Annotated in this window: 8 protein-coding genes; all 8 read left to right on the top strand. The window is 42.4% G+C overall.

What is annotated here, in order from left to right:
• Positions 1-374, top strand: a 374-nt coding sequence (locus tag BZG82_RS15240) for a glycosyltransferase family 25 protein (protein ID WP_198928567.1), incomplete at its 5' end; no start/stop codon positions are given.
• Positions 375-405: 31 nt separating this feature from the next.
• Entirely contained in the window at positions 406-1,692 is a 1,287-nt protein-coding gene (locus tag BZG82_RS15245) for an O-antigen ligase family protein (protein WP_158076014.1), read from the top strand.
• The gene (locus BZG82_RS15250; protein WP_077766239.1) at positions 1,693-2,388 is read left to right on the top strand and encodes a glycosyltransferase family 32 protein; all 696 of its coding nucleotides are present in this window, start codon (positions 1,693-1,695) and stop codon (positions 2,386-2,388) included.
• Between the two features lie 727 nt (positions 2,389-3,115).
• Positions 3,116-4,345: a capsule assembly Wzi family protein gene (locus BZG82_RS15255; protein ID WP_158076015.1), complete on the top strand. Its 1,230-nt coding sequence runs from the start codon at positions 3,116-3,118 to the stop codon at positions 4,343-4,345.
• 152 nt (positions 4,346-4,497) lie between these two features.
• Positions 4,498-7,227 (top strand): SLBB domain-containing protein, encoded by a 2,730-nt coding sequence (locus BZG82_RS15260; protein ID WP_338012754.1) that lies wholly within the window; start codon positions 4,498-4,500, stop codon positions 7,225-7,227.
• Positions 7,228-7,407: 180 nt separating this feature from the next.
• Entirely contained in the window at positions 7,408-7,791 is a 384-nt protein-coding gene (locus BZG82_RS15265) for a four helix bundle protein (RefSeq protein WP_077766241.1), read from the top strand.
• A gap of 50 nt (positions 7,792-7,841) precedes the next feature.
• Positions 7,842-8,825 carry a Wzz/FepE/Etk N-terminal domain-containing protein gene (locus BZG82_RS15270; RefSeq protein ID WP_077766242.1) on the top strand — a complete coding sequence of 328 codons (984 nt, stop codon included), beginning with the start codon at positions 7,842-7,844 and terminating at the stop codon, positions 8,823-8,825.
• A gap of 518 nt (positions 8,826-9,343) precedes the next feature.
• Positions 9,344-10,185, top strand: an 842-nt coding sequence (locus BZG82_RS15275; protein WP_131826250.1) for an acylneuraminate cytidylyltransferase family protein, incomplete at its 3' end; no start/stop codon positions are given.

Genomic DNA, 10,185 nt, shown 5'->3' on the forward strand with positions numbered 1-10,185 from the left:
TAAAAAAACTATGTAACAAGTATTATTTAGGGCAATATGTGAGTAATACTTGCGGTACGACGGCTTATATTATTAGTCCCATCGCAGCGAAAGCTTTTTTCGATAGTTCACAGCAATTTATTGAGCCGGTAGATGACTATATGGAAAAAAGTTGGAAGCATGGCGTGAAAGCCTACAGCATATCACCTAGTCTATTTTCTCGTGCGAAAATCAGATCAACGATCGGTTCTGGTTCGAGAAGAAAGGTAAAAGAAAATATTCGTATCATGAGCCGATTTTATATTGAACTCTATAGGGTTTTTGAGTTTTTATTACGAATTTTCTGTTTTTTAGACTGGTTTAGAATAATAAAACTAAAATACAGAAAAAGTTAAACGTGGGGTGAGCATGTGGACGTATAAGAAGATGAAACTTTGGAATATACAGTCAGTTGCTGACAGTAAATCATTTGTGACTTTGATGATTTTGTGCTGTCTAGGTTATGCTGTATTTAAAACATCTTATCGGTGGATTGGTGATATATTCCAATCAATAGTTATTCTAGGCGTGTTATTTTCACTCTATTAYGACCGAGGGAGTAAAACAAAAGAGCCACTATTTTTTTTAATGCTTATATCCGCGATTGTTCCAGTTTTAAGCTGGATTAACGCATTGTTTAAATACCCGGATATAGTAGATTCTAGCCCTGACTTTGGCGCTATAGTGAACTTCTACTTTTTTCTTTTTATCACTTATTGGATTAAGCGCGATAGGTTGTTCATAAATGGTTTTATGATCGCGTTCTGCTTCGGTGTGTTGTTAACCTTAGTCTCGTACTCACCAAATATTATTAATGAGTTCCTTCTAGGTATGAGTGGCGAGCGTATTGATTTTTCATATGTCAATGCGAATCACCCAGCAGCACTGTTAGGGGCGTCTATTATCGTTGCGGTGAGTTTGTTTATTAGAAAATCGAGCAATACGCCCTATTTTCGAAGATTTGCGTATGTAATGCTTGGTTGTTTTATTCTGGTCGCATTGTTTGCGCTCATTTTCACTCAATCTCGCCAATCATGGCTTGCACTTATCGTCAGTTTGGGACTAATGTTGTGGGTTGGCGTGTATCGAAAATATACACTAAACCCATGGCTAATATTATTCATAGTGGCAGGGTTAACTATACTTATTGCCATGCTCTTAGCTCATATACCAATAATCCATGAGCGATTAATTACTGAAAAAGACGTCATACTCGCCATATTATCGTTTGATTTAGATAAAATACCCTTCTCAAGTATCGGTATTAGAATCCATCTTTGGGCTGAATCATTAAAATGGATTGCAGAGAACCCATTGTTAGGTATAAGCCAACATGGACGAGCACTCGTCATTTCTATGTCTGAAGGAATGCCTGATTACATAGTAAATGACTTCACACACTTACATAATGGTTATATTGATGTTCTTGTCAACTATGGGGTGGCAGGGCTAAGCGTTTTTATTTTTAGCATATGGTCTTTACTCCGTAGAGGGATGGATAAAACGCAAAAAACTCAATGTGCCTGCTTAAGCGTAGGCTTCATTATTTTCTTCCTTATTATTAATATGTTTGAGTCCTTCCTAACATTTAAATCAGGGGAGTTTATATTCAACTCAGTGGCTGCAATGATTTTATCCATGATTTATAACGAAAGAGAAAAGGGTGATGCTTAAATGATTAATAAAATACATGCGGTTTGGCTAGGTGATAAAATGTCACCCTTTTCGCTAGCCTGTGTGGATGACTGGATAAAGCAAGGTTATGACGTAAAAGTCTGGACAGAGAAGGATCCAGAAGTACTATCTTGGATAGACAATTGTGAATTTGCGAAGGCATGTCTTTCTCGGGGCCTTTATGCCTTTGTTAGCGATTATCTCAGGCTTAAAGTATTAGCAGAGCATGGTGGATTGTATCTCGACACTGATGTGACGATTAGGCGCGATCCATTTGGCTTGTTTCATCATTGTGACTTCGGAGTAGGTTATGAAGACAGTGAGAATGTTGGCACCGCTGTTATCTATGCATTACCTCATTCCAGTGTGTTGAAAAAAACGATCGATTTTTATGAAAATGAAATACTAAGTTCCCCTTATTTTATGGGGCCAAAGATCATGACGGAAATGATAAATAGGCATAAAAAAGACTCGTGCTTGGAACATGAGGTAAGAATATTCGAAAAAGACACTTTCTATTTTTATAATGGTGATGGAGTCATCCCCGACTTTCCATCAACTTCATATTTAGTCCACTGGTTTCAACATAGCTGGAAAAACTCCAGAAAAGAAGTATACCTAAAATCTAAGCATTTAGGTTTCTGGGGTAAGTTGTATGTTTATCAAAAATACTTATTTCGTTTTAGAATGAAATAATTTTGAATAAAAAACATAGCGCTTCGTATTCAGACGTATAATTAATCATTTCTATGTAGATGATAGAAAGATAGAAGCGCTATTTTGGGGGGGTTATCCTCCCCCTAGGCATACTCGCCTAATAAAGCTTACAGAGTTTGGACTGAAATCATAAGCTATCTGTTATCGTTCCCTAAGGTCTAGGTCCTAATAAGTCCTTTCTAGTATTAGCCTATCATTCCGTGATCTATCCCTTCTTTTCAGTAGTAAACGGACTAAAACATCTACAGGTTGTACGTAGCACGTTATCTTTAAAGCAGTTTTTAAAAAACAGCGCTCTTTATCTGAAGACCAAAATGTGTAAACTGCAGGTGTTGAAGGTTGAGCAATGTGTTGTGTCTGAGTGACCAGTCTACGTGTCTAGCATTCGTCTGACACAAGCGACCGTATGGCAAGTTAAGGTTCAACCTAGTGTAAAAATGATAACCGCGCATAGAGGAGCGATACCTCCGGGCGGTAGCGTGTCTAAATTATCTCTGCTTGATTTTTTAATATATTTTTCAGTTAGTTGCATGGATTGATTTGGCGTTCATATGCAAAGCGACTAGAAGGCTAAAAAGGGATGAACAGCACTTCGTTTGTACTTCAACATGGGCGATGGATAGCCACTTTAATACTAATCACGTCAATACTGATAATGACGACACCCGTCAATGCTTCACCTTGGTTGGAGCCAAATGATCCATTTATGCGCGCTGATCTTACTGCATTGTCTGATGCAGGCGAACTCAGTGCGCCCATTAATCAGTATCCATTACGTTGGTCAAGTTTTTACGATGACACGTCGGTTCAGCATCAGAACAATGTCGACCAACGCCCAATCAATGGTGCGCGTTATCAAATGCTCAATACGGCTCGAAGCCACGTTCGCTATCAGGGTCAAGCTGCAAAATTTAATCGTGCGCCAATAGCATTTGACGCGTATTGGGCGAATGACCCGTCGACATCGCTCGACTATGGTGATACGCCTCGCCATGAGTGGTCAGTGGGGGCGGCGTATCAATATATGAGTAATCGATTTGCGTTCAAGGTCGCGAATCAATACCGCCGAGATGCCAATGGTGACGATGAATACACATGGCAAGGGACATACTTGGCGCTTAATGACGGACGCTGGCTGTTTACGTTAGGCCAAATTGAGCGTTGGTGGGGACAAGGTTGGCAACATAATCTTATTTGGGGGAATCAATCAGAGCCTGCGCCGAGTGCATCGTTAAGCTATTTAGGTGATGATAACCTTTTATTGGGTTACTGGTCATTCGAAACGGTCTATCAGTTGCCAGAGAAAACTGGATACGATACCCATTGGGCGGCACGCTTAATGAGTCAACCCTTCAGACTGTTCCAACATGGGGTGACTTATCAGAAATGGCAAAACCCTAATGGACTTTACCAAACAAGTGAGCAGTGGGCTTGGGACGCTAAACTTGCCCTACCAGCGTCTGACTTTCCATTGACGCATGCGTTGTATACAGAACTTGCAACTGATTACAAAGGTAAAGAATTAGCGGCCACTGTTTTCGGTTGGAGTGGCCAAACTGAGATACGACAACAAAGTATACGTTTGGTGCTCGAGCAGCAAACGACTCATCATGGCTTTGAATCCTCGCTAGCGTATACGCCAGCCATAGATCAATCTCTTTCATCTGATCAATTAGGAGGTAACAGCACAACTTATGGACTGAACGAAAGCCGTTCGATAGCCGTGTATGCCCAATTGAGTAACGATCATAAGATAAAATTAATGACGGCTGAACACGAACAAGGCGCTCACTCTTGGCGAAATATAGAAGCAAGCTACCGACTACCGATTGCGACGGCTATGCTCACATTGGGTGCGAGCCAAACGGACGATGGCGCACCGGACGTAGCAGATTCAAATGTACGTGTTTGGCTTAATTACCAAATGCGATTTTAACTGTTGCCTTTATTGACATTCACAGTACGGAACACGCTCATATGTTAATGCTCTTATCTTCTTTCGGGCGGTCTTTTAGCGCCTCCCTCACTACTTGTGCTTCCTTTGCTCATAATACAATGCGACATATACTGGCATTATTTGTTTGTGCATTGCTAACAGTCTCTCTGGCACATGCGGCAACGCCAACGGCAAGCCAGTTAGAACAATTTAAAAAGTTACCAAGGGCACAGCAAGAGCAACTCGCGCGTCAATATGGTGTGGATCTTGATCGCTGGATCGATAGTGCGACAAGCAATAATCAACAGCCTGCCCCTTCTTTAGTACCTTCCCGACCTGAACGCATCGGTGGCTCACAAGCCTTCTTAGAGCGTGCCTTACAGCAAGAAAATACTCCCTCAAAGACACTTGAACCCTTTGGCTACGAATTTTTTGACGGAGAGCCAACGCCGATGGTTGCTGTACACGACCTCCCTTTGCCGAATGATTATCGAGTAGGGCCCGGCGATGTGCTCGATATCCAAGTATTTGGAAAAGAGAACCAAGCGTACCAACTCAAAGTTAAACGTGATGGATATATTCATTTTCCTGAATATGGTCCGATGCAAGTCGCTGATGAGACATTTAGCAAAGTACGTGAGCAAATTCGCACAATGTTTGCGGAGCGTGTGATTGGCGTAGATGTCACTGTGGATATTAGTGCGATGCGCACAATGCAAATCTACTTGGCTGGTGAGGTAAAACAGCCGGGTGCGTTTACTGTGAGCGGGCTGACTACAATGACACAAGCACTCATTGCAAGCGGTGGAGTAAAAAAGACCGGCTCACTACGTTATATCCAGCTAAAGCGCAACGGCAAGGTGATAAACACGTTGGATTTATACGCGCTTTTACTAAATGGCGACGCGCGTAACGATGTTCGTCTGTTGAAGGGAGACACGCTATTTGTGCCTACTCGTGGCGCTCAAGTCAAAGTTGATGGAGAAGTATTGCGCCCAGCTCTATACGAATTAAAAGAGAAAACATCGCTGATTGACATACTGACCATGGCAGGAGGAAGCCTACCTGAAGGATACCTCTCGAGTGTGAGTGTCAAACGTGTAACGGAATCCGGTGTCCAACCTTTTAGTGTAGATATGCGTACACCCAAGGGACAAGCCTTTACCGTGAAAAACGGCGATGCTATTCACATAGCCAAGAGTAATGAGGCTTTCGACAATGCTGTCGTAGTGCGTGGTGAGGTTGTTCGTCAAGGCGCTTACAACTTCGAGCCAGGCATGACGGTAGCGGACGTGATAAAAAACCGTCGCGATCTAAAGCCGAGCGCTGATCTTAATTATGCGCTGGTGGTACGTGAAATCGACGCTGAACGTAATATTGATGTCCTACAGTTTAAACTGGGTACAGCGCTAGAGCAGCCGAGCTCTTCCGAGAATCTACGCTTGCATAAAGGCGATCAGATCTTCGTGTTCAACAATGGTATTGATAGTCAGTTTTGGGACGAAACCGAAATAGATCAAAGTGAATCAAAAAACGCTCAGCAAAACCAAATGTTGAGCCAACAGGTCACACGTATTCCTCTTACTGCGAACATACCTTTGTCAGACACTTACACTCAACAGACGAAAAATCAGCAGAGTGACACGACTACCCAGCAAATAAGATATGCTCAACAACCTGAAGGCGGTGCCCCTCGCGTATTTATCGACCCAGCAACAGGGGCTGAAGTGCAAGTACAAAATGTTCAAAACCAAACCCAATTGATAAAGGCATTGACGCAAAACGATGAAGAAGGCCAACCTTCACATCGAGAGCAAGAGCTCAAGCCCATTATTGAGCGTTTGAAAGATCAAGCAAATATTGAATCAAACGCTGCGATTGTTGAGGTGAGTGGTGCGGTAAAATACCCAGGTATCTATCCACTCCCCACAAATGCGACATTCCAACAGCTCATTGAGGCAGCGGGGGGACTGACGGAAGCCGCTTATCTAGGCCAAGCAGAAATTACACGTCGTCAAGTTGTGGATGGTCGACTTACGGTCCGTCATTACCCAGTTAATGTAGAAAAAGCGCTCAACGGAGAATACCAACAGTTTAAAATTAACCGTCAAGACCGAATCAATATTAAGACCAAACCGAACTGGCACAAAGATAACGTGATTGAGCTACAAGGTGAGGTTCGCTTTCCAGGGGTTTATGCTTTTGAGCGTGGCGAAACCTTAAAAGATGTGATTGAGCGTGCAGGCGGGTTAACCGAATTTGCTTATCCTAAGGGTGCCGTATTTAGCCGAGAGCGACTCAAGCGCCAAGAAGAAGAGCGTTTAAAAATGCTTAATCGGCAGCTTAAACAAGAAATTAGTAGTCTTGCTTTACGTCGCCAAACCAGCAGTGCGCAGTATACGACCAGCCCGTCGGAAGCACTATCGATTGCTGAAGAGCTCCAAAACGCCGAGGCGGTAGGTCGAATGGTGATCTCTTTGCCCCGTGCGCTTCAGGGTGATGACGTGGCCAATATCATGGTAGAAAGTGGTGATAAACTTTACGTGCCACCGAAAAATCCAGTAGTTAGCATTATGGGTGAAGTGCAATTCACTTCAAACCAACTGTTTGAACCCAGTATGACCGTCAGTGACTACATTGAATCTGCGGGAGGCACTAAACAACAAGCAGATACCGATCGTATTTACGTGGTTCGTGCTGATGGCTCAGTCATGATGCCAAATAATAGCTTCTGGTTTAGTCGCAACCAAAAACAGCTTGAACCGGGCGACACCATCATCGTGCCAATCGATACCGATTACCTGGACGGCCTAAGCACTGCCTCGACCGCGACTCAAATTCTCTATCAAATGGGTATCGCGTGGAAAGCAGTGAATGATTAAAGTGAAAGCAGTCTTGAGCACGTATTGAACTTTTGCTCTTTGCGTGCTCTGTATTCATTCATCGATAATCGGGAATGGGAATACGGAGCGCTTCGCTTACGGAGTACGGAGAGGGCAATAACCGCAGTACATGTGTAAGATGCTTTTTCAATAATCGGCGCTCTTAGATAAGGAAATTTATTGAGATTCAAAAAGTTAAAAGTCTGGCAAAGCGCGTGTCGTTTATCTTGCGATCTTTATAAGACAATGCGTACCTGTAACGACTACGGCTTTAAAGATCAAATCATCCGCTCTGGTTTATCGATACCATCGAATATCGCAGAGGGCGAAGAAAGAGAGTCGGTTAAAGACCAACTGAGATTTCTCAATATTGCAAAGTCGTCAACGGCAGAGCTCATTACTCAAATTTATATAGGCATAGAGATTGGATATATAGAAAAAACGGCAGGGTTATCATGGATAAATGATGCTGAAACTATTGCAGCGAGTATCGGGCGGTTATCCAAAACAAAGCAAATGCGGGTAAACGAAGACCCCGCTGACTATATGCACCCCGATAACTAGTCTTTTTCTGTATTCCGTATTCTGTATTCCGTAATCATTGAATCAAACTTATGAACTCAAATTTAAAAGAACACTACCCATATCCTCCCATCTCGCAGCAGGTAGATTCTGACGAAATCGACCTCCGAGAGCTGTTTGCCGCCTTATGGCAAGGTAAGTGGCTGATCATTGCAATGACCTTCGTTTTTGCCTTGGGCGGAGTGGGGTACTCGCTTCATCTTCCGAATATCTACAAATCTGAAGCCTTGCTTGCGCCGGCTAATGAAAAAAGTGGTGGCGGATTGGCCAGTATGGCAAGCCAGCTTGGCGGATTAGCCTCTCTCGCTGGTGTAAACCTTGGCAGCGGAGGCGGCAGTGAAACCGAGATTGCACTCGCGACGTTGCAATCTCGCCAGTTTATTAGTGAATTCATTCACACGCATAAATTAGCCGTGCCGCTGGCAGCCACAGAAGGCTGGGATGATGAAACGAATCAATGGATCATTAACCTAGAGCGCTATAATCCAGAGACACAAACTTGGCTAAAACCCGACGATGCCCCGGCGGACCAACCTGCCATGCCAACAGATTGGCAATTATATAAAGCGTTTTCATCCAAGCTAGAAACCAACAAAAAAAAAGACAATGGTTTAATCACCCTTAGTTTTGAGTCTCAGTCTCCGGTGTTTGCTCAGCAAGTGGTTGAGTTGTTGGTGAACGACATCAATACCCATGCGAAACAAGAAAAACTAGCAGAAACCAAAACCAACATTGGCTACTTGCGCCAACAACTTGACAATACCAATCTCACCCAAATGCAAAACGTATTCTACCAACTGATTGAAGAGCAAACCAAAAACTTGATGCTTGCCGAAGTACAAGACGAATTTGTGTTTAAAACCGTGGATCCTGCCATTGTTCCTGAGGAAAAAGCGAGCCCTAAACGGGCATTGATCTGTGTGCTGGCAACGCTGCTGGGCGGCATGCTTGGTGTCGCGATTGTGTTAGTGAGATTTGCATTTAGGAAAGATGAAGATGAGAATCTAGGATCTTAGATTCTTGCCATWTTTTCTCTATCAGTAAAAGTTAGAATACGGAATACGGCAACTCGTGCCCGCATTGGCCTTCGCTCTTTCTGTGATCTATATTCAGTCATCTATACTTGGAATTGAGGGACGGCTCGCTTCGCTAATAGAGTGCGGAGAAGAGCAAAAGGCTTAATATCTGCACATCTGCAAGGCATTCATTCTTCGTATTTCGATTCATTGTACTAGAAACTCTATGTTAGGTTAAAAAGAAGGTGCCTGGCGAATGAGAATGGTGCACGTCCAGAATTTTAAAAAATAAGGTAAATGGTTTTGAAATTATTAGAAACGAATATAAAAGCATTTATTCAATATAAAAGAATTACTTGCGTATTGGAATAAAATTATCTTACGACTACGCTATGAAGTCTTTTACGACGAAGTTTTAATAGAATTTCTATGGTAGTACCTAGGCATTACTAGAATGATGACTTCCATAGGCTTTTTATTCATATTTTAGTGGTTAGTTACGGTAACGGGCATTTATAATGAAAACTATTGCAATAATTCCAGCGAGATCAGGTTCAAAAGGTATACCGAATAAAAACATTCGTTTGCTAAATGGTAAGCCACTAATATTTTATGCTATAAACAATGCGCTAAGCTGCGATCTAATTGACGAAGTTATAGTGTCTACCAACTCGAAAGAAGTAGAGATTATCGCTATCCAAATGGGAGCTAAAGTTCATTGGCGGAACGAGGAGCTTTGTGGTGACGAGGTAACTCTCGATGGGGTTATTTATGATTCGATAATGAACTACTCTGTGAGTGATGAAGACATCGTAGTCACTATGCAGCCAACGTCGCCTACATTAAAAACTAAGACACTAAAATCGGCATTGAGCTTTTTTAAAGAAAGTAGACTAGAATCTCTAATATCCTGTGTCAACAAGCCTCACTTAGCATGGCGACAAGACGAGTTTGGAAATAAGTTTCCAGACTATGAAAAGCGACTCAACAGACAGTACCTTCCTTCATATTTCTTAGAAACGGGCGCTTTTTTGATTACACGGAGAGCTTGTATCACTCCTGAAACTAGACTTGGCAAAAAAATTGATGTTTTTGAGGTTAGTGAAGAAGAATCAATTGATATTGATACATACTCTGACCTTAAATCTGCAGAACAAGTGTTATCTAACTATAAAGTTGCCTTTTATGTGAACGGTAATACTAAACGTGGACTCGGTCATATCTATCGGTGCCTCGAACTCGCTGATGAATTCTATGTGAGTCCGGACATTTACTACGATACAAATCAAACAACGCGCGAGACTTTTGGCGAAAGCACTCATAATTTTATTGGTGTCAATGGCATTGGTGAATTATTTGA

This window comes from Salinivibrio sp. PR5 (assembly GCF_001996085.1).
In the GTDB taxonomy this organism is placed as follows: domain Bacteria; phylum Pseudomonadota; class Gammaproteobacteria; order Enterobacterales; family Vibrionaceae; genus Salinivibrio; species Salinivibrio proteolyticus.

Coding starts and splice junctions, on each gene's coding strand:
- BZG82_RS15250 (WP_077766239.1), top strand. CDS start 1,693: ATGATTAATAAAATACATGCGGTTTGGCTAGGTGATAAAATGTCACCC.
- BZG82_RS15270 (WP_077766242.1), top strand. CDS start 7,842: ATGAACTCAAATTTAAAAGAACACTACCCATATCCTCCCATCTCGCAG.
- BZG82_RS15255 (WP_158076015.1), top strand. CDS start 3,116: ATGCGCGCTGATCTTACTGCATTGTCTGATGCAGGCGAACTCAGTGCG.